This is a genomic window from Thioalkalivibrio sp. ALE16, assembly GCF_000381305.1.
Classification (GTDB): Bacteria; Pseudomonadota; Gammaproteobacteria; order Ectothiorhodospirales; family Ectothiorhodospiraceae; genus Thioalkalivibrio.
Map to the genome: position 1 here is coordinate 52,751 of NZ_KB906360.1, position 17,325 is coordinate 70,075.

Here is a 17,325-nt window from a genome sequence, read left to right on the forward strand (position 1 = left end):
ATTCAATGCGACTTGCAACCTCGAAGCCGCGGTGTATATTGTGAACGAGCTAGCATACGTGATTGTAACGCTACCAGTTACTTTCGTTGGGGTATACAGGGGGATGTGTGCTGAGTCTCGGAAAATCCAAACATGGGGTCCTGGGCGTGGACATCAGCTCGGCAGCCGTCAAGGTGCTGGAGCTGGCGCGACAGGGTAAGGGGTACCGGGTCGAGGCCTTCGCGGTCGAGCCGTTGCCGGACGGGGTGATGGTCGACAAGGTCTGTCAGGACACCGAGGCCGTGGGCAATGCCCTGGCCCGGGCGGTCAAGCGGTCCGGGACTCGACTCAAGCATTGTGCGATGGCCGTCCCCTCTTCCGCTGTCATCACCAAGACCATTCAAATGTCGGCCGCGCTGGGCGATGCGGAACTCGAAGGCCAGGTCTTCGTGGAGGCCGATCAGTACATCCCCTACACCCTCGAAGAGGTCAACCTGGACTTCCAGGTCCTGGGCAAGAACGAGAAGAACCCGCAGATGGTGGATGTCCTCGTGGTGGCCTCGCGCCGCGAGAACGTCGATTCGCGCGTGGCCATTGCCGATGCCGCCAAGCTGACCCCCGAGCTGGTGGACGTCGAGGCCTACGCGATCGAGCACACCGCCGTGCGCCTGATGGAGCAGATCCCCGATCGCGAAAGCAAGCCTATCGTGGCGGTGGTGGACGTCGGCTCCTCGGTCACCGCGGTGTACGTCGTCAGCCAGGACGAGGGCGTGGTCTACACCCGCGAGCAGAATTTCGGCGGTCGCATGCTTACCGAGGAGATTATGCGCCGCTACAGCATGAACTATCAGGAAGCCGGGTCCGCCAAGATGAGCGGTGACCTGCCGGCCGACTACGGCAGCTCCATCCTCGAGCCCTTCAAGCAGACCATGGTCGACCAGATCCAGCGGCTGCTGCAGTACTTCTACGTCACGCGCCCGCAGGACACCATCGACCACATCCTCCTGGGCGGCGGGTGTGCGGCCATCCCGGGTGTGGACGAACTGCTGGAGGAGGCTGCCGGCACGCCGGTCTCCATCGCCAATCCGTTCCGCGGCATGGCGCTGGCCAAGCGGGTCAACCAGGAACGCTTCGCCAATGATGCCCCGGCGCTGATGACCGCTTGTGGCCTGGCCATGCGGGGGTATGCGTCATGATCTACATCAACCTCCTTCCCTGGCGCGAGAAGGCCCGCGAGCAACGGCGCAAGCAGTTCTTCGGTGCGGCCGGCGGCGCCGCCGTGGTCGGCGTCCTGCTGGCCTTCGCCGGCTACAGCTTCATGGGCGCGCTGATTGACCATCAGCAGTCGCGCAACCAGATGCTGGAGAGCGAGATCCGCGAGCTGGACCGCCAGATTGCCCGGATCCGAGATCTGGACGAGCAGCGCGAGGCGCTTATCGCCCGCATGGAAGTGATCCAGACCCTGCAGGCCCGCCGTCCCGAGGCGGTCCACCTGTTTGACCAGCTGGTCGAGACGCTGCCCGATGGCACATTCCTCAGCGAGGTTCGTCAGGAGGGCGAGAATGTCCGGCTGGTCGGGCGTTCCGAGTCCAACACGCGGATCTCCGCGCTGATGCGCCGGATCGACGCGTCGCCCTGGCTGGGCAGTTCTAACCTGCAGATCATCGAGACCCGGGAAGAGGGCCGTCTCCAGGTGCGTGACTTCCGTCTGGATGCCACGCAGACCCGGCCGGATGCCGAAGAGGGGGATTCCTGATGGATCTCAAGGAACTCAACCAGATCGACTTCAACAACATCGGGGAGGCCTCCTGGGGCGTCAAGGGCCTGATCCTGGTCGTGATTGTCCTGGCCATCCTCGGTCTGTCCTACTACCTGTTCATCGGTGATCAGCGCACGGATCTCGAGCGCGCGGAGAGCCGTGAGCTGCAGCTGCGCGACGAGTTCGAGGACAAACAGCAGCGCGCTGCCAACCTTCAGGCCTACGAGGACCAGCTCGAGGAGATGGAGCGCATGTTCGCCTCCCTGCTCGAGCTGCTGCCCAGCAGCGCGGAGATCCCCAGTCTGCTGGTGGACATCTCGCAGACCGGATTGCAGGCGGGGCTGGAAATCGAGCTGTTCGAGCCCCGCGGCGAGAACCGCCGTGACTTCTACGCCGAGGTCCCGATCCGGCTGCGGGTCCGCGGTGGATACGAGGACCTTGCCGAGTTCGTCAGCGGGGTGTCGGCCCTGCCTCGGGTGGTGACCATGCACAACATGCATATCCGTCCCGGTGATTCCGACAATGACCTGCTGATGGATGCGGTCGCCCGTACCTACCGCTACCTGGAGGAGAACTGATGAAGCATTCTTCCATGCAGGTGGTGTGGCCCGGGTTGGCCCTGGTGCTGGCGGGTGGCTTCCTGCTTTCCGGCTGCACCCAGGATAACCGCGACCTCGAGCGCTATATCGCCGAGGTAAAGGAGCGCCCTGGGAGCGGGATCGAGCCGATCCCGACCCTGGACCCGCACGAACCGTACCTCTATCCCGGACATACGCGGTCGCCGTTTGACTCGTCGGTAATCGCGCAGCCGGAGCTGGCGGCGGCCGAGGGGCAGCCGGGTGATGCCGAGGTCGATCCCGATCGCCCGCGCGAGTTCCTCGAGGGCTTCCCGCTGGATTCCCTGCGTATGGTCGGGTCGCTGGAGCAGCATGGCGTTCGCTATGCCCTGGTCCGAACCCCGGACCGCGGGGTCCAGCGGGTAACGGAAGGCAACTACATGGGACAGAACCACGGCGAAATCGTCGAAATCACGCCCACCCAGATCCGGTTGATCGAGGTGGTGCCGGATGCCTTCGGGGGACATGTGGAACGCGAGAATTCGGTAGCGCTGACCGAATAGCGGTTGGGGGAGAAGAACATGATGACGAGCATTCGCCGCAAGGTCGGCATAACCAACAGGGGATTCAACATGGGTTCTTCCATGCGCGCTTTCGCAGGGACGGTCGTGGCCGGCCTGCTGTTCATGGTGTCCCAGGGGGTGGCTGCCACCGAACTGGAAGAGATCCGGGCCGGCAGCCTGAGCGGGGACCGGGTGCAGGTGAACCTGCGCTTCTCCGAAGCGCCGCCTTCCGACATCCGTGCCTTCGCGATTGATTCGCCGCCGCGTATTGCGCTGGATCTGCCCAACGTGGGCAACTCGTTGCCACAGCGCGAGACCGACCTGAACGTGGGGCCCATCCTGCGCGCAAGCTCCGTAGAGGCGGGCAACCGCACGCGCGTGGTCCTCAATCTGACCCAGGCCTCCGAGTACCAGACCCGGGTGGAGGGCAATAACCTGATCCTGACCCTGGGTCGCGGGGTCTCCGAGGCGGATGCCCGAACCCAGCAGGTCGTGGACCGCGCGGGTGAACCGACCCCGGTCACCCGCAGTGCGCGCCCGGTCGAGATTACCGGAATCGACTTCCGTCGCGGCAGCGAGGGCGAGGGTCGCGTCGAGGTCGATCTCTCGCGCTCCGGCGCCGAGATCAACGTCCGTGAGCAGGCGGGGCGCATCGAGATGACCTTCCCCCGCGCGATGATCGACGAAGCCCTCGAGCGCCGCCTCGACGTCGTCGACTTTGCCACCCCGGTGCATATGATCGACACCGTCGCGGAACGTGACCGCGTGCGTATGGAGGTCGAGGCGCGCGGGGAATACGAGATCCTGTCCTACCAGAGCGACCGCCAGTTTGTCCTCGAGGTCGCCCCGATCTCCGAGGCGGAGCGCCAGGCCCGTGCGCGTGAGGAAGAGGAATTCGAGGGTGAACGCCTGTCGCTGAATTTCCAGGACATCGAGGTGCGCTCCGTCCTGCAGCTGCTGGCGGACTTCACCGATCTGAACATCGTGGTCAGCGATACCGTGGGGGGCAACATCACGCTGCGGTTGAACAACGTCCCCTGGGACCAGGCGCTGGACATCATTCTGCGCGCCCGCGGCCTCGACAAGCGCATGGACGGCAACGTCCTGTACGTCGCCCCCAGCCAGGAGATCGCCGCGCGCGAGCGCCAGGAGATGGAGACACAGCGTGACCGCCAGGAGCTGGAGCCCCTGCGCACCGAGTTCGTGCAGATCAACTTCGCCCAGGCGGAACAGATTGCCTCGCTGATCCGGGGTGGTGATGGCGGCCAGTTCCTGTCCGAGCGTGGCAGCATCACCATCGATACGCGTACCAATACCCTGCTGGTGCAGGACACTCAGAGCCGGATCGAGGACGTGCGTCGTCTGGTCTCGACGCTGGACGTCCCGGTCCAGCAGGTCCTGATCGAGACCCGCATTGTGATTGCGGAAGACACCTTCAACCGCGAACTGGGCGCTCGATTTGGCATTAGCGCGACTCGGGGGAGCGATCGACGTACGCCTGCGGGCCTGTCCGGATCGCTGGAAGGCTCCGACAGTGCCCTTGGCACCAGCCCCGGGAATATGGGCGGCCTTGCAATTGGTGATCGCCTGAACAGTTCGTTGCCTGCAGGCGGGAATGCCGGGAGTGCCGGGCTCAGCATCCTGCGCAGCGGCATTTTGCTGGATCTCGAACTGTCGGCCCTGCAAGTCGAGGGTCGCGGCGAGATCATCTCCAGCCCGCGTGTCATCACCGCCAACGGCCAGACCGCCACGATCAAGCAGGGTGAGGAGATCCCCTATCAGGAGGCGACCGCCTCCGGGGCGACGTCCACCCAGTTCATCGAGGCGGTGCTTTCCACCGAGGTGACGCCGCAGATCACACCGAACGGAAACGTGATCCTCGACATCAACGTCAAGAAGGATGAGCCCAGCCAGCGCGTTATCCTCGGCGTGCCGGGGATCAACAAGCGCGAGGTGGAGACCCAGGTCTTTGTCGGCAATGGCGAGACCGTGGTGCTGGGCGGCGTGTACGAGATCGACAGCCGCACCAACCTGGAGAAGGTGCCTTTCTTCGGGGACATCCCGTTCCTCGGCAACCTGTTCCGCAACCGCTCCACGGAGAACACCAAGGCCGAATTGCTGATCTTCGTGACCCCGCGCGTACTCGACTGAGTCCGCGTGATACCCCGGCTGCCGAAGGCACCGGGAGTTGATCCGAAAAGCCGGGGCCAGTCCCCGGCTTTTCTTTGTCGGACCCAGCCAGTAGCCTTGCCCCCATGCAGAACATCGTACTGGTAGGCCCTATGGGGGCCGGCAAGAGCACAATCGGGCGCGGCCTGGCCGGGCTGCTGCGGCGTCCCTTCTTCGACACCGATCAGGAGATCCAGCGGCGTACCGGTGTGGATATCCCGACCATCTTCGAGTTCGAGGGCGAGGCGGGGTTTCGCAAGCGCGAGACGGCGATGCTGGAGTCCCTGCTGGAACAGGAGGGGGCCGTGATCGCCACGGGTGGCGGGATCGTGGAACGCCCGGAGAATCGCGAGCTGCTGCGCGACCAGTTCGTGATCTACCTGCGCGTCCCGGTGGAGGAGCAGTTCCGCCGCACTCGGCGCAACCGCAAGCGCCCGCTGATCGCGGAGGCGGCGGATCCGAAGGCGCGGCTGCAGGAGCTGTTCGAGGCCCGTGATCCGCTCTACCAGGAGATCGCCAGTCTGACACTGGAGGGCAAGGGTCGACGTGTGCGCGACGCCGTCAAGGGCGTGTGCTCGGCCCTCCAGGTGCAGCGCCCCGACCTCTGCCAACCCCGCTCCGACGCTGGGTCGAATTGACCACGAAGCTCACGAAGACACGAAGTAGGTCAAAAGCGTTTTGACCACAGCGGTCACGGAGGACACAGAGAAGGGAAAGGATTTGTGTGCCACTTAGCCCACAAAGATACGAGACCGTCCCGATTCTTTGGTTTTCGAACCCTTGAACCACAGTGGTTGTGAAGGTCCCCGGCAGACGTGACATCCCCGTACCGGCCGCCCAAGAATTCAGCCCTTCTTCGTGTTCTTCGTGCCCCCTGTGGTGCAACCGCCCTTGACCTTGAATTCCGCGTGGGCCTGCGTGGTGCAGGCGGCTAGTGGCGGGTGTTGCCGCCGCCGTCGGGGACGAACATGCCTCCCTGGGAGGGGGGCGAGCGGCGGCCGTGCGAGGCGTGGTGGAACAGGAGCCGCCAGCGCGAATCCACCCGTCGCCAGGTCTGGCTGATCAGGATCGTCCCGGTCGGGGCCACGTCGCCCGGACGGGTGATCGCCTCCTCGATGACCAGGCTGAGGACCTCCCCGCTCTCGTGGCGTCCCACGATCTTTGGCTCGATGCCGATGTTCAGCTCGCGCGCGAAGACCAGCAGCCAGCTTTCCATCACCTCCGCCACGCCACGGTGCGCGCGCGGGCTGCCCGGGTGGATGCAGACGATGTCCGGCCGCTCGGCCCACAGGCGCATCATCTGCTCGATGTCGGCGGCGCGGAACGCGGTGTAGTACGCCTCGACGCAGCGGTCGGCATCGGTCTCCATCAGTGCATGCCCCCGGTCGGCCATTCCGGGGCCGGTTCCGGGTCCGGGCTGGCGTGGTGGAGCACCATGCGCCAGCTGTCGCCCACCTGGCGGTAGCCGTTGGTCGCCAGCATCACGCCCCGGCGCTCGCCGTGGACGTAGAGGTTTTCCCGCAGGACGTGCAGGACGAGGTCATCGCCCGGGATCGCCGTCACCTGGGTGCGGTGGACCACGACGCCGCGCATGCCGGGCAGAATGTCGTCCCAGCTCTCCAGGATCACGTCCGTGCCCTGCAGACGCTCGCCCCCGGGGTGGATGCAGACGCACTCGTCGCTGTCGTGCCAGACCTCGCGCATGCCCTGCGGGTCGCCCGCCTGAAAGGCTTCGTAGAACGCGGCTTCCGCGGACTGGGGAGAGGGGAACGTGGCCATACGCGTTGGGGGAGCTCCAGAAACGGAATGCTTATTGTCGCAGGAGCGCTTCCCGATGACGAATGCGGGGCGGGCCGGGAGATGACGTGGTCGGCTCGAGCCGCCAGAATGGCGCCCCCGGACCTCTGGAGCCCGCATGGCACGCATCCTCGCCACCGGCATTGTGACCCTCGACCATACCCTCGACGTCGCCGCATTTCCCGCCGAGGACGCGGAGATCCGCGCGCTCGCCAGCACGACCCAGCCCGGCGGCAACGCCACCAATACCGCGGCGATCCTGGCCCAGTTCGGGCACCGCCCGGGGCTGGCCGCGGTGATTGCCCGGGGCGCGGGCGGGGATGCCCTGGTCGAGCAGTTGCAGGCGCGCGGGCTGGACGTACAGCACTGCGTGCGGCGGCCCGGAGCGACGCCGACCTCGCATATCCTGCGTTCCCGGGCCACCGGCAGCCGTACCATCGTCCACCACCGCGATCTCCCCGAACTGGAGGAAGCGGATGTCTCCGGCGTGCCCTGGTCGGAATACGACTGGCTGCACTTCGAGGGCCGTAACCCCGAAGCCCTGGTCGCGATCCTGGCAGCCGCGCGCGCAAGTATCTTCGACCAGCCCGTATCGCTGGAGCTGGAGAAACCCCGTCCCGGCCTGGAGGCCTGCCTGGAGTATGCCGACGTCCTGATGCTTTCGCGGGACTGGGCCGCCACCGTGGCGGATACACCGGAGGACGCGCTGCGGCAGATGGCGAGCCGCTTCCCCGACCGCATCCTGACCGTGACGGCCGGAAGCGCCGGGGCCTGGCTGGCTGCCCGTGGCGCGATCCACCACTGTGCACCCCCGCCCGGTCTGCAGGTGGTGGACAGCGTGGGTGCGGGAGATGCCTTCAATGCCGGCCTGATCGATGCGCTGGTCTCCGGCACCCCCCCCGAGCAGGCCTTGTACGCGGCCGTGCGCCTGGCCGAGCGCAAGCTCGCGCAGCGCGGGTTCGAGGGGCTGGCGGCGGCGGTGTCCGACCTCGGTGCCGGGCCGGGTTAGGGCCGGGAGAAGGGGGATAGCCGCCTGTTCAGCGGCACACAGGCGTCAGTGGAGGGTCAGGCCTCTTCGCCGAAACGGTCGGCCACCAGTTCGGTCAGCGCGTCCAGCGCCTCGGGGGCGTCCTCGCCTTCGGTCTCGATGGTGATCTCGCTGCCCTGGGCCGCGGCCAGCATCATGACCCCCATGATGCTCTTGCCGTTGACCTCCTGCTGGTTGCGGGAGACGGTGACATCGGCGGCGTACTGGCTGGCCAGGCTGACAAACTTGGCCGCAGCACGCGCGTGCATCCCCAGACGGTTAACGATGGGGACTACGCGCTGCGGCATCGCTGCACTCCTGGTCGCAGAGAAGGATTCCGTCATGCCCGCCGGACAGGGCCTTGTTGACCAGCTCGGTCAGCGGGAGATGCTGGTAGTTGAGGACGCGGATCAGCATCGGCAGGTTGATCCCGGCGATCACGCGCGCGTTGGCCCCGCGAGCCACTCGGCTGGCGACGTTGGAGGGGGTGGAACCGAACATGTCGGTCAGGATCAGTACCCCGGCGCCGCTGTCCAGAGTGGTCAGGCGCTCGCGGGCGCGGGCCAGGACCTCGTCGGGGTCGTCGTTCTGGGACATCGCCATGGACTCGCAGTCATCGGGCAGGCCGCCAAGCATGCTTTGTGCGGTCTGCAAGAGGGTGTCGCCCAGGTTTTGATGCGTGATCAGAATGAGACCAACGCCCATGGATCTGCTCCAATTGCGGGTTCCGTAGGGGCCTGCCCCCGCGCTTCGTGGTTACTGCTTGCCCAGCTCGCGGTGACGGATGCTAACAGTAACATGTTCCCGGTCCCGCCACGCCCCCGCAAGGCGTTCGACCAGGTATACCGAGCGGTGTCGGCCACCGGTGCAGCCGATCGAGACCGTCACGTAACTGCGGTGGTCCTCCAGCAGCCGCGGGAGCCACTGCGAGAGAAAGCCCTGGATGCTGTCGAACATGGCCGCGACCTCCCCGTGCCCCTCGAGGAACTCGCATACGGCCGGGTCGCGGCCGGTCAGGCCGGCCAGCTCGCGTTCGTAGTAGGGGTTGGGCAGGCAGCGCACGTCGAATACGAAGTCCGAGTCCATCGGCGCGCCGTGCTTGAAGCCGAAGGACTGGAACAGCAGGGACAGCTCGTGCTCTCCGCGCTCGCCCATGCGGTCGCGCAGGGTACGGGCCAGGTCGTGCATCGACAGCCGCGAGGTGTCCACCGTTAGGTCGGCCTCCGCCGCGACGTGGCCCAGCCACTCGCGTTCGCGGTCGATGGCCTCCACCAGGGGCACGCCATCGCGCGCCAGCGGGTGACGCCGCCGGGTCAGGTGGTAGCGCCGCAGCAGTACGTCGCTTGAGGCCTGCAGGAACAGGACCTCCACCTGCAGGCCCTCCGCCCGTAGCCCGGCCAGCAGGCTGGCAAACCCCTTCAGGGCCTCCAGCCCGCTGCGCACGTCGACGCCCACCGCCAGATGGCGATCGCCCTCGGTGTCGTAGTGGCCCTGGCGCACCTGGCGGATCAGGTCCGGCAGCAGCGGCAGGGGGAGGTTGTCGACGCAGAAGTAGCCGGCGTCCTCCAGGGTGTGCAGGGCCACGGTCTTGCCGGATCCGGACAGACCGCTGACGATCAGCAGGCGCATGGCGGGCTCAGCCCTCCGGGTCCGGGTTAGGGACGGTCGTGGCGGGCACGGCCCGGTGGTAGGGCGGCTCCTCGGCCTCGCCGCTCATCTGCCGGCGCTGGCGGGCGCGCAGGTCATCCCCGGCGATGTAGCCCTGCATGTGCAGCATGTGGTTGCGCACGGCGGCCTCGATCATCACCGCGATGTTGCGACCCGGCGCCACCGGGAGGCTGATCAGCGGGATCCGCAGGCCAAGGATGTCGATCTCGCCGCGGCGGCCGTTCAGCCGGTCGTCGGGGACCGGCGAGGGCTCGCCGTGATCGCGCAGGTCGATGATCAGCCGCAGGTACTTGCCGCCCTTGATCGCGGAGTCGCCGTACATGGCGCGGATGTTCAGGACCCCCAGCCCGCGCACCTCGAGCAGGTCCTGGAGCAGGGCCGGGCAGTGACCGCGCACGATGTCGGGGGCAATACGCGCAAATTCGGGGGCATCGTCGGCGATCAGGCGGTGCCCGCGCGAGATCAGCTCCAGCGCCACCTCGCTCTTGCCGACGCTGGAGGCCCCGCTGATCAGGACACCGATGCCGAGGATCTCCATGAACACGCCATGGCGCACCTCGAAGTGCGCCAGACGCTGCTGCAGGAAGTAGCGCAGCAGCGCGATGATCTCGTGGCTGCTGGTGCTGGAACACAGGATCAGCGGCAGCGCCTCCTGCGGGGCATGGGGCATCTCCGAGAACGGGCAGGTGTCCTCGGCGAAGATCACCGCGGTGGTGCCGGTGCGGGCCATCTCCAGGATCAGGTCGTTGCGCTGGTCGTCGCTGAGGCCGGCGATGTAGCGGGCCTCGAAGTCCCCGATGACCTGGATGCGGTTGGGTCGGATCAGGTTGAGGTGGCCGGCCAGAGGCAGGTCATCCCCGTCCTCGCCGACCAGCTTGCGGTCGGGGGCGGCGTGCTCGCCATGCACGAAGCGCAGATCCAGGCGGTTGCCCATAGCCTGGATCAGGCTCTCCACGTTGATGTCGCGGGCAATCCCGCCTTCGCCCAGTGCCTCGTTCATGAGCAGGGCCGGCGGGGATCGGTGGCGTGGCAGGGTGCGGGGCGCACGGGATCAGCCCTCGCGGAAGCGGCGGACGAGTTCCTGTTCCAGGCTGGCGGCATCGCCGGCCCGGCGCAGGGCGGCAATGGTGTCCGGTTGCGAAAGCCCGCGCGCCAGCTGGGCCAGCAGGTCGAGGTGATCGCTGGTGGCGGCCTCCGGGACCAGCAGGGCGATCAGGATGTCGACCGGCTCGTGGTCCATGGCGTCAAAGTCGACGCCGCTCTCCAGGCGCAGGACGGCCACGCGCGGAGCCTCGAGATCGGCCAGGCGGCCATGGGGGATCGCAACCCCATGGCCCAGGCCGGTGGAGCCCAGCTTTTCGCGCGCGGACAGGGCCTCGAAGATCGCGGTGCTGCCCGGTCCGCCGGCATCACCGCCGCCGGCGAGGAGTTCCGACAGGGCCTCCAGGGCCCGCTTCTGACTGGAGCATTCCGGCTCCAGGCGGATGCGCTCGGCGGTGATCAGCTCGGCAATGGACATGGGTCAGGAGGCCTGCTCGCGGTTGCGCTGGGCGCCCTCGGCCCGGTGATGATCCTTGACCTTTTCCTTGTGCTTGATCAGCTGGCGGTCGACCTTGTCGATCAGCGCGTCGATGGCGGCGTACATGTCCTCGTGGGAGGCCTCGGCGTGGATGTGATTGCCGCTGACCTGGAGATTCGCCTCGGCCTTGTTGAACTGGTTCTGGGTCTTCTCGTGGGTCAGCACGACGTGCACGTCGATGACCTTGTCGAAGTGGCGCTCCAGCTTCGCGAACTTCTCGTTGACGTAGTCGCGCAGGGCGTCGGTGAGGTCCACATGGTGGCCGGTCAGGTTGATCTGCATGGTCGGGACTCCTTGGTTACTTGTGGCCGGTGGGCATGGAGGCCATCTGCCGGCGTTCGCTGGATGAAGGGATGTGCATCGCCTCGCGGTACTTGGCCACGGTGCGACGCGCCACATTGATGCCCCGGTCCGCCAGGATCTGGGCGAGCCGGGCATCGCTGAGCGGCTTGTTCGCGGGTTCGTCGTCGATCAATTCGCGAATCATGGCACGGATGGCGGTGGCGGAACACTCGCCACCGTCGTTGGTGCCGACGTGGCTGGAGAAGAAATACTTGAACTCGAAGACCCCGCGCGGGGTGTGCATGTATTTCTGGGTGGTCACCCGGGAGATGGTCGATTCGTGCATCTCCAGGATCTCGGCGATATCGCGCAGGATCAATGGCTGCATCGCGACCTCGCCATGTTCCAGGAAGCCTTGCTGGCGATGGACAATCGCCTCGGCAACGCGGAGCAGGGTGTCGTTGCGGCTGTGCAGGCTCTTCAGGAACCAGCGCGCCTCCTGCAGCTGGTCGCGCATGAAGGCACTGTCGCGGGCATCCGATACCTGGCGCACCATGCCGGCGTAGAGGTCGTTGATACGGATGCGTGGCGCGATCTCCGGGTTCAGCTCCACGCGCCAGCCCTCCGGGGTGTGGCGCACGTAGACATCGGGCACCACGTATTCGGAGGTGGCGGCACTGATCTGCGCGCCCGGTCGCGGGTTCAGGGTGCGGATCAGGTCCAGGGCGCGCGCCAGTTCGTCCGGGTCGCGCACACCCGACTGGCGTTGCAGGGCTTTATAATCGCGCTTGCCCAGGCTGTCCATGCCGTGTTCCAGGATCGCCCGGGCGGCCTCGCGGGCGGGGGCGTCCGGGGCCAGTTCGCGCAGCTGAATCTCCAGGCATTCGCGCAGATCGCGCGCGCCCACGCCCAGGGGGTCGCACTGCTGGATCCAGTGCAGGACTGCCTCGACCTCATCCACGCCGACGGGCTCTTCCTCGCCGCGGCTGATGGTCTCGGCCAGGGCCTCGAGGTCGCCTTCGAGATAGCCGTCGGGGCTGATCGCGTCGATCAGGGCCGCGCCGATGCGCTGGTCGCGCGGAGTCAGGTGGCTCAGGTGCAGCTGCCACAGCAGGTGGTCCTGCAGGCCCTCGCCGTCGTCGTCGCTGGTGTTTTCCAGCGGGTCGCGGTCATCCACGCCCTTGGGGGCGGGCGGCGGTTCGTAGATGTCGTCCCAGCGGCTGTCGGTGGTGAGCTCCTCGGGAATCACCTCATCGCTGGTGGTAGTGGCCTCCATGCGGTCGCCTTCCACCACCTCGCCCTCCGCGTCCAGGCGCTCGGCCCCGCCCATGTCGTCCTCGTCTTCCACCTGTTCCAGCATGGGGTTGCTCTCCAGCGCCTGCTGGATCTCCACCTGCAGCTCGAGCGTGGACAACTGCAACAGGCGGATCGCCTGCTGCAGTTGCGGGGTCATGGTGAGCGTTTGACCCAGCTGAAGATTCAGGCCGGGTTTCAGCATTGGCTGTGCGGGTCGCGGGTGACCATAAGAGCAATCTTAAATGCTGCCTCGTGGTTTGTGCACCGGCGCGGGTTGTGCGCGTGCCGGAATCACAGGCGGAAATTCTCGCCGAGATAGACCCGGCGCACCTGGGGATCGGCCAGTAGCTCGTCGGGTGTCCCGGCGGCCAGCAGGCGCCCCTCGCTCAGAATATAGGCCCTGTGGCAGATCCCGAGGGTTTCGCGCACGTTGTGATCGGAGATCAGAACACCGATGCCGCGCGCTGCAAGGTGGCGAATTACATCCTGGATATCGCCCACCGAGATCGGGTCCACCCCGGCAAAGGGCTCGTCCAGGCAGATGAATTGCGGGTCACCGGCCAGCGCCCGCGCAATCTCGGCGCGCCGACGTTCGCCGCCGGACAGCGCGATCCCGGGGCTGTGGCGCACGGTCTCGAGCTGAAACTCCTCGATCAGGGCGTCGCCGATACGCCGGCGTTCGTGGCGGTCCAGTCCGGGGCGCAGCTCCAGCACGGCCTGCAGGTTGTCCCACACGCTCAGGCGGCGAAAGATCGAGGCCTCCTGGGGCAGGTAGCCGAGACCGGCGCGGGCGCGCACGTGGATGGGCGCGCGGGTGATGTCGTGCCCGCCCAGGGTGATGCGCCCGGCGTTAGGGCGGATCAGCCCAACCAGGCTGTAGAAGCAGGTGGTCTTGCCGGCGCCGTTGGGACCCAGCAGGCCGACCACTTCACCGGGTGCGAGGTCGACATCCACCTGGTCGAGCACGGTGCGCTGGCCGTAGCGCTTGGTCAGTTCGCGCCCGATCAGGCGATCACGGGCCTCGGCGGGTGCCGGCGCCGGGCTGGTGGCGGGTGCGTTCATTCGTCGTCGCGTGGCTGGATGGTGATGCGTACGCGTTCGCTGTCGCCCTCGCCGCGTTCGGCCTCGATCACGTCGGTGGTCAGGTCGTAGGTGATGCGCTTGCCGCGCGCCTCTTCGCGGGTGGTGATCACATGGGCCTGGTCGGTGAGGATCATGCGGTCCTCGTTCAGCAGGTAGTCGATGCGCAGCGCGGTGGCGATGCGCATCTCGCCGGTCTCGGGGTCGGGGGATTCCAGGCGGGCCGGCTCGCCGTGGGCCTCCATCTCGTAGGGGCGACGATCCCGGGTGCGCACGTAGACCGTGTCGGCCTCCAGCGTCATGTCGCCGCGGATCACGATCACGTCCCCGGTGTAGGTGCCCAGGCCCTGGCGTTCGTCCATCTCCGCGCGGTCGGCGGTGATCTCCACCGGCAGCGAGGGTCCCGATCCCTGCTGGCCCAGGGCCGGCGTCGCCAGCAGGGCGGAGAGGAGGCCGGCCGCCGCAAGCAGGCCCGGCAGGCGGCGGCTATTCGGGATCGGGGTCATGCGCGGGGTCCTCCTCGCTCGCCTCGCTGTAGAGCGAGTACACGTCATGGAACAGCTCTATGGTATCCGCTCGCGAGTCCACGCGCAGGCCGGTGCCGCGCTGGAACAGCCCGGGCTGGTTCAGGGTGGAGAGGGCCTTCGAGGTGGCGACCATGGTGTCTGTGGCGATGCGTACATCCCGCGAGTCGATCACCGTCTGCACGCGTTCGCCGCGGGCTGGTTGTACGCCGTGGGTGGGGCCGACCAGGTCCAGGGTTTCGTCAGCCGGGCGGTGCAGGGCCGCCGGGGCGGTCCAGCGCCATTCGATACCGCCATCGGCGAACAGGTCGAGTTCCGGGGCATCCACCCACTGCGGCCCGTCGCGGCCGAATTCGCGCAGTCGGGTGCCCTGCAGCCGGTGGGTCCGCTCACCGTCGTCGCCGGTGGCGTGCAGCGTGAATCCGTCGATCTGCAGGGTCACCTCGCCCTCGGGCGGGGTGACCTCGGCGGTTGCGGGGCTTGCGCACGCCAGCGTGAACAGGACCAACGGCGGCGCCAGACCGTACCGGTTGCGTCTCCGCCGGCTCATCCGTTCAGGTAGGTCTCGAGCAGGGCGTCCAGCCGGTCCTGCGCGGCCAGCAGCCCCTCGCAGGCCTCGCGCACGGCGCCGCGCCCGCCGTGGGCCTCGGTGACCCACTGGGCGTGGCGGCATACCAGCGGGTGGGCGTCCCCGACCGCGATCCCGAGCCCGACCCGCTGCATGGCCGGCAGATCGACGATGTCGTCGCCCATGAAGGCGGCTTCCGCCGGGTCATGGCCGGTGCGCTGCAGCAACTCGTGCAGGGCCTCGCCCTTGTCGCGGCGGCCCTGGATCAGGTGCTCCACGCCCAGGTCCCGCATGCGGTGTTCGACCACCCCGGAGGTGCGCCCGGTCAGGATGGCGATGTCGAGGCCGCCGTCCAGCGCCAGGCGGATCCCGTGGCCGTCGCGGCTGTTGAAGGCCTTGTACTGCTCGCCGCCATCGCCCAGGAACAGGCTGCCGTCGGTCAGCACGCCGTCCACGTCCAGAATCAGCAGGCGTACGGCTTGCTGGCGGGTGCGCAGGGTCGCGGCATCCAGGTTCATCAGGCCACCCCGGCGCGCAGCAGGTCGTGCATGTTGATCACGCCGACCAGACGCTGGTCGGTGTCGGTGACCGGCAGGGCGTTGATGCGCCGGCTCTCCATGGTCTCGAGTGCCGTGACCGCCAGCCAGTCGGGCTGCGCGGTGTGGCCGCCGGTGGTCATCGCCTCGCCGATGGTCAGGCCGTCCAGGCTGTGCCCGGCATCCAGGGTGCGGCGCAGGTCGCCATCGGTGAACACGCCCTGGATGCGGTCGTCGGCGCCGGCCACGATCACCAGCCCGAGGCCCTTGCGGGTGATCTCGAACAGGGCGTCCTTCAGCGGGGCCTCCGGCGTGATGCGCGGGATCGCGTCGCCGGTGTGCATGATGTCGGCGACATGCACCAGCAGCCGCCGGCCCAGCCGGCCGCCGGGGTGCGAGCGGGCGAAGTCGTTGGCGGTGAAGCCGCGTGCATCCAGTACCGCGACCGCCAGGGCGTCGCCCATCGCCAGCGCCGCGGTGGTGCTGGAGGTGGGGGCCAGGCCCAGCGGGCAGGCCTCGCGCTCGACACTGACATCGAGGTGCACGGTGGCGTCGGCGCCCAGGCGCGAGCCGGGGTTGCCGGTCATCGCGATCAGCGGCACGCCCAGGCGCCGGATCAGCGGCAGGATGGTGAGGATTTCGTCGGTCTCGCCGGAGTTCGACAGCGCGATGACCACATCCTCGCGGGTGATCATTCCGAGATCACCATGGCTGGCCTCGCCTGGGTGCACGAAGAACGCGGGGGTGCCGGTGGAGGCCAGGGTCGCGGCCAGCTTGCTGCCAATGTGCCCGGACTTGCCCATGCCGGTGACGATCACGCGGCCCTTGCACTCGAGGATGCAGCGGCAGGCCTCGAGGAAGCTGTCGTCGATGCGCCGGGCGAGGTTGTGCACGGCCTCGGCCTCGTCGTTGAGGACGGCCAGGGCCAGGTTGCGGGTGGTTTCGGGGTTGAAGTTCATGCAGTTGCCGTAATTCCCAAATAGACAAGGTAGCTTGCGAAGGCGATGAGGAGAAGGGCGCCCTGCCAGCGCAGGATCTGCCCCCGGCGGCCCAGCGCGATCAGGAACAGGGCCACCGTCAGTGCCAGCATCACGGGATAGTCGCGTGCCAGGACGTCGGCGTCGATTGCCAGCGGCGCGATCAGGGCCGGAACCGCCAGCACCGCGAGCAGGTTGAACAGGTTGGAGCCGACCACGTTGCCGATCGCCAGCCCCGCCTCGCGGCGGAAGGCGGCGACCACCGATGTGGCCAGCTCGGGCAGGCTGGTGCCGATCGCGACGATGGTCAGGCCGATGACCAGATCGCTGACCCCCAGTTGTTCGGCGATTTCCACCGCGCCCCAGACCAGGGCCTGGCTGCTGGCCAGCAGGAGCAGTAGCCCGAACACCAGCCAGGCAATCGCGGGACCGAGGCGATCGCTGTCCGGGATGGTCTCCACCATGCCGCGCACGACTTCGGGGGTATCCTCGCCCGAGGCCTGTTGCGCGCGGCGGGCGGTCAACGCCATCCAGGCGGTGAATGCGGTCAGTCCCGCGAGCAGGGCGATGCCTTCCATCCGGCCCAGCTCGCCGCCGACCAGCAGGAGCAGGACGCCGAAGCTGACCAGCAACAGGATCGGCAGTTCGCGGCGAACCATGCCGCGGCCGATCGCCAGCGGTGCGACCACCGCGGCGGCCCCCAGCACCAGTGCGATGTTAGCGATGTTCGAACCGATCGCGTTGCCTACCGCCACGCCCGGGTTGCCCTGCAGGCTCGCGAGGACCGAGACCACGAGCTCCGGGGCCGAAGTGCCGAAGGCAACAATGGTCAGGCCGATGACCAGCGGGCTCACGCCGACTCCGCGGGCAAACGCGGAGGCGCCGAACACGAAGCGGTCGGCACTCCAGGTCAGCAGGATCAGGCCGACGATGACGGCGGCGATGGGTAGGGCCATGGGGCAGA

22 protein-coding genes are annotated in these 17,325 nt (G+C 67.5%); 7 read left to right on the forward strand and 15 right to left on the reverse strand.

Going from position 1 to position 17,325, the window contains the following annotated elements:
• The first annotated feature begins 107 nt into the window (after positions 1–107).
• The 6 genes from F627_RS0107390 to F627_RS0107415 all read left to right on the forward strand — a co-directional run bounded on the left by F627_RS0107390 (position 108) and on the right by F627_RS0107415 (position 5,665).
• A complete protein-coding gene (locus F627_RS0107390; protein ID WP_026332053.1) occupies positions 108–1,175 on the forward strand; it encodes a pilus assembly protein PilM in 1,068 nt (355 codons plus the stop codon).
• A complete protein-coding gene (locus tag F627_RS0107395) occupies positions 1,172–1,735 on the forward strand; it encodes a PilN domain-containing protein (protein ID WP_018865587.1) in 564 nt (187 codons plus the stop codon). Before F627_RS0107390 ends, F627_RS0107395 begins: the two co-directional genes overlap by 4 nt.
• Positions 1,735–2,316, forward strand: a complete 582-nt coding sequence (locus F627_RS0107400) for a type 4a pilus biogenesis protein PilO (RefSeq protein ID WP_018865588.1) — start codon at positions 1,735–1,737, stop codon at positions 2,314–2,316. Before F627_RS0107395 ends, F627_RS0107400 begins: the two co-directional genes overlap by 1 nt.
• Positions 2,316–2,858 (forward strand): pilus assembly protein PilP, encoded by a 543-nt coding sequence (locus F627_RS0107405; protein ID WP_018865589.1) that lies wholly within the window; start codon positions 2,316–2,318, stop codon positions 2,856–2,858. The genes F627_RS0107400 and F627_RS0107405 overlap by 1 nt, the downstream gene beginning before the upstream one ends.
• Before the next feature lie 18 nt (positions 2,859–2,876).
• Positions 2,877–5,009 carry a type IV pilus secretin PilQ gene (pilQ, locus tag F627_RS0107410; RefSeq protein WP_196800207.1) on the forward strand — a complete coding sequence of 711 codons (2,133 nt, stop codon included), beginning with the start codon at positions 2,877–2,879 and terminating at the stop codon, positions 5,007–5,009.
• Between the two features lie 104 nt (positions 5,010–5,113).
• Positions 5,114–5,665 carry a shikimate kinase gene (locus F627_RS0107415; RefSeq protein WP_026280452.1) on the forward strand — a complete coding sequence of 184 codons (552 nt, stop codon included), beginning with the start codon at positions 5,114–5,116 and terminating at the stop codon, positions 5,663–5,665.
• Positions 5,666–5,958: 293 nt separating this feature from the next.
• Here F627_RS0107415 and F627_RS0107420 read toward each other — a convergent pair whose 3' ends face one another.
• Both F627_RS0107420 and F627_RS0107425 read right to left on the reverse strand, forming a co-directional pair.
• Positions 5,959–6,420: a nuclear transport factor 2 family protein gene (locus tag F627_RS0107420; RefSeq protein ID WP_019583683.1), complete on the reverse strand. Its 462-nt coding sequence runs from the start codon at positions 6,418–6,420 to the stop codon at positions 5,959–5,961.
• Positions 6,396–6,806, reverse strand: a complete 411-nt coding sequence (locus F627_RS0107425; RefSeq protein ID WP_018865593.1) for a nuclear transport factor 2 family protein — start codon at positions 6,804–6,806, stop codon at positions 6,396–6,398. The genes F627_RS0107420 and F627_RS0107425 overlap by 25 nt, the downstream gene beginning before the upstream one ends.
• A 136-nt stretch (positions 6,807–6,942) precedes the next feature.
• Here F627_RS0107425 and F627_RS0107430 point away from each other — a divergent pair, with 136 nt between their 5' ends.
• Positions 6,943–7,833: a PfkB family carbohydrate kinase gene (locus tag F627_RS0107430; RefSeq protein ID WP_019583684.1), complete on the forward strand. Its 891-nt coding sequence runs from the start codon at positions 6,943–6,945 to the stop codon at positions 7,831–7,833.
• A gap of 56 nt (positions 7,834–7,889) precedes the next feature.
• Here the strand turns inward: F627_RS0107430 and F627_RS0107435 are convergent, their stop codons facing one another.
• The 13 genes from F627_RS0107435 to F627_RS0107495 form a co-directional block, all read right to left on the reverse strand.
• Positions 7,890–8,159 carry an HPr family phosphocarrier protein gene (locus F627_RS0107435; protein ID WP_018865595.1) on the reverse strand — a complete coding sequence of 90 codons (270 nt, stop codon included), beginning with the start codon at positions 8,157–8,159 and terminating at the stop codon, positions 7,890–7,892.
• Positions 8,131–8,556, reverse strand: a complete 426-nt coding sequence (locus F627_RS0107440) for a PTS sugar transporter subunit IIA (RefSeq protein ID WP_018865596.1) — start codon at positions 8,554–8,556, stop codon at positions 8,131–8,133. Before F627_RS0107440 ends, F627_RS0107435 begins: the two co-directional genes overlap by 29 nt.
• Positions 8,557–8,607: 51 nt before the next feature.
• Entirely contained in the window at positions 8,608–9,480 is an 873-nt protein-coding gene (rapZ, locus tag F627_RS0107445; protein ID WP_019583685.1) for an RNase adapter RapZ, read from the reverse strand.
• A gap of 7 nt (positions 9,481–9,487) precedes the next feature.
• Positions 9,488–10,519 (reverse strand): HPr(Ser) kinase/phosphatase, encoded by a 1,032-nt coding sequence (gene hprK, locus F627_RS0107450; protein WP_018865598.1) that lies wholly within the window; start codon positions 10,517–10,519, stop codon positions 9,488–9,490.
• A 51-nt stretch (positions 10,520–10,570) separates the two neighbouring features.
• Positions 10,571–11,038 (reverse strand): PTS sugar transporter subunit IIA, encoded by a 468-nt coding sequence (locus F627_RS0107455; protein ID WP_018865599.1) that lies wholly within the window; start codon positions 11,036–11,038, stop codon positions 10,571–10,573.
• A gap of 3 nt (positions 11,039–11,041) precedes the next feature.
• On the reverse strand, positions 11,042–11,380 hold the full coding sequence (gene hpf / locus F627_RS0107460; RefSeq protein WP_018865600.1) for a ribosome hibernation-promoting factor, HPF/YfiA family: 339 nt from the start codon (positions 11,378–11,380) through the stop codon (positions 11,042–11,044).
• 16 nt (positions 11,381–11,396) lie between these two features.
• Positions 11,397–12,878: an RNA polymerase factor sigma-54 gene (locus tag F627_RS0107465; protein WP_019583686.1), complete on the reverse strand. Its 1,482-nt coding sequence runs from the start codon at positions 12,876–12,878 to the stop codon at positions 11,397–11,399.
• 89 nt (positions 12,879–12,967) lie between these two features.
• Complete coding sequence (lptB, locus tag F627_RS0107470; protein ID WP_018865602.1) at positions 12,968–13,738, reverse strand: LPS export ABC transporter ATP-binding protein; 771 nt, start codon at positions 13,736–13,738, stop codon at positions 12,968–12,970.
• Positions 13,735–14,262 carry a lipopolysaccharide transport periplasmic protein LptA gene (gene lptA / locus F627_RS0107475; protein ID WP_019558738.1) on the reverse strand — a complete coding sequence of 176 codons (528 nt, stop codon included), beginning with the start codon at positions 14,260–14,262 and terminating at the stop codon, positions 13,735–13,737. The genes lptB and lptA overlap by 4 nt, the downstream gene beginning before the upstream one ends.
• Complete coding sequence (lptC, locus tag F627_RS0107480; RefSeq protein WP_019583687.1) at positions 14,243–14,788, reverse strand: LPS export ABC transporter periplasmic protein LptC; 546 nt, start codon at positions 14,786–14,788, stop codon at positions 14,243–14,245. The genes lptA and lptC overlap by 20 nt, the downstream gene beginning before the upstream one ends.
• A gap of 38 nt (positions 14,789–14,826) precedes the next feature.
• Positions 14,827–15,366: an HAD family hydrolase gene (locus tag F627_RS0107485; protein ID WP_018865605.1), complete on the reverse strand. Its 540-nt coding sequence runs from the start codon at positions 15,364–15,366 to the stop codon at positions 14,827–14,829.
• The gene (locus F627_RS0107490) at positions 15,366–16,343 is read right to left on the reverse strand and encodes a KpsF/GutQ family sugar-phosphate isomerase (protein WP_019583688.1); all 978 of its coding nucleotides are present in this window, start codon (positions 16,341–16,343) and stop codon (positions 15,366–15,368) included. The genes F627_RS0107485 and F627_RS0107490 overlap by 1 nt, the downstream gene beginning before the upstream one ends.
• Complete coding sequence (locus F627_RS0107495) at positions 16,340–17,317, reverse strand: calcium/sodium antiporter (protein ID WP_019583689.1); 978 nt, start codon at positions 17,315–17,317, stop codon at positions 16,340–16,342. The genes F627_RS0107490 and F627_RS0107495 overlap by 4 nt, the downstream gene beginning before the upstream one ends.
• Positions 17,318–17,325 lie beyond the last annotated feature (8 nt).

Bases quoted from the DNA above. Each gene is read 5' to 3' on its own strand.
- F627_RS0107395 (WP_018865587.1), top strand. From the start codon at position 1,172: ATGATCTACATCAACCTCCTTCCCTGGCGCGAGAAGGCCCGCGAGCAA.
- F627_RS0107400 (WP_018865588.1), top strand. From the start codon at position 1,735: ATGGATCTCAAGGAACTCAACCAGATCGACTTCAACAACATCGGGGAG.
- F627_RS0107405 (WP_018865589.1), top strand. From the start codon at position 2,316: ATGAAGCATTCTTCCATGCAGGTGGTGTGGCCCGGGTTGGCCCTGGTG.
- pilQ (WP_196800207.1), top strand. From the start codon at position 2,877: ATGATGACGAGCATTCGCCGCAAGGTCGGCATAACCAACAGGGGATTC.
- F627_RS0107415 (WP_026280452.1), top strand. From the start codon at position 5,114: ATGCAGAACATCGTACTGGTAGGCCCTATGGGGGCCGGCAAGAGCACA.
- F627_RS0107420 (WP_019583683.1), bottom strand. From the start codon at position 6,420: ATGGCCGACCGGGGGCATGCACTGATGGAGACCGATGCCGACCGCTGC.
- F627_RS0107425 (WP_018865593.1), bottom strand. From the start codon at position 6,806: ATGGCCACGTTCCCCTCTCCCCAGTCCGCGGAAGCCGCGTTCTACGAA.
- F627_RS0107430 (WP_019583684.1), top strand. From the start codon at position 6,943: ATGGCACGCATCCTCGCCACCGGCATTGTGACCCTCGACCATACCCTC.
- F627_RS0107435 (WP_018865595.1), bottom strand. From the start codon at position 8,159: ATGCCGCAGCGCGTAGTCCCCATCGTTAACCGTCTGGGGATGCACGCG.
- F627_RS0107440 (WP_018865596.1), bottom strand. From the start codon at position 8,556: ATGGGCGTTGGTCTCATTCTGATCACGCATCAAAACCTGGGCGACACC.
- rapZ (WP_019583685.1), bottom strand. From the start codon at position 9,480: ATGCGCCTGCTGATCGTCAGCGGTCTGTCCGGATCCGGCAAGACCGTG.
- hprK (WP_018865598.1), bottom strand. From the start codon at position 10,519: ATGAACGAGGCACTGGGCGAAGGCGGGATTGCCCGCGACATCAACGTG.
- F627_RS0107455 (WP_018865599.1), bottom strand. From the start codon at position 11,038: ATGTCCATTGCCGAGCTGATCACCGCCGAGCGCATCCGCCTGGAGCCG.
- hpf (WP_018865600.1), bottom strand. From the start codon at position 11,380: ATGCAGATCAACCTGACCGGCCACCATGTGGACCTCACCGACGCCCTG.
- F627_RS0107465 (WP_019583686.1), bottom strand. From the start codon at position 12,878: ATGCTGAAACCCGGCCTGAATCTTCAGCTGGGTCAAACGCTCACCATG.
- lptB (WP_018865602.1), bottom strand. From the start codon at position 13,738: ATGAACGCACCCGCCACCAGCCCGGCGCCGGCACCCGCCGAGGCCCGT.
- lptA (WP_019558738.1), bottom strand. From the start codon at position 14,262: ATGACCCCGATCCCGAATAGCCGCCGCCTGCCGGGCCTGCTTGCGGCG.
- F627_RS0107485 (WP_018865605.1), bottom strand. From the start codon at position 15,366: ATGAACCTGGATGCCGCGACCCTGCGCACCCGCCAGCAAGCCGTACGC.
- F627_RS0107490 (WP_019583688.1), bottom strand. From the start codon at position 16,343: ATGAACTTCAACCCCGAAACCACCCGCAACCTGGCCCTGGCCGTCCTC.
- F627_RS0107495 (WP_019583689.1), bottom strand. From the start codon at position 17,317: ATGGCCCTACCCATCGCCGCCGTCATCGTCGGCCTGATCCTGCTGACC.